The 570-nt window shown below is 55.1% G+C and carries 1 protein-coding gene; it reads right to left on the reverse strand.

The genetic code is table 11. From position 1 onward, the window contains the following. Positions 1 to 310, reverse strand: a 310-nt coding sequence (locus Q4563_RS15605) for a hypothetical protein (RefSeq protein WP_303605112.1), incomplete at its 3' end; no start/stop codon positions are given. Positions 311 to 570 lie beyond the last annotated feature (260 nt).

Raw genomic sequence — 570 nt, forward strand, 5'->3', positions numbered from 1 at the left:
CGTTATCCGGCAGTTTTGTGACGCCCGTGTCGCACCTATTGAGAGAGCCGCCCACGCTGAGGTTATCCGGCAACTCGGTGATGCCGGTGTCGCTCAGATGGAGAGAGCCGCCAACGCTGAGGTTATCCGGCAACTCGGTGATGCCTGTGTCGCTCAGATCGAGATAGCCGCCAACGCTGAGGTTGTCCGGCAGTTTGGTGATGCCGGTGTCGCTCAGATCGAGAAAGCCGCTAACGCTGAGGTTATCATCAACAACCTCAAAGTTGGCCCCGGAACCTCTCTGTCTCAGGAAGTTAATAAGATCGTTCAATTTTTATCTCCTGGTTTTCAGTACTGTTTGCCGTTGAATCCGATGTCCATCAACCCGGCACCGCTGAAATAGCTGGTACAGGTTATTGAGCTCACAGCAGTGCCTCCTGCTTGTGCATAGTCGATTTCTCGTATGCCTCCATTGCCACTGCCTCCCGTGATTTCTCTCGGCGGCGCAGGTTCGCCATGATGCGTTTGCGCACCACGTCGATTCCGCCGCTGAATTCCCACTGGCTGCACATGATGTCGGCCAGCATTTGC

Source organism: Gilvimarinus sp. 1_MG-2023 (assembly GCF_030548285.1).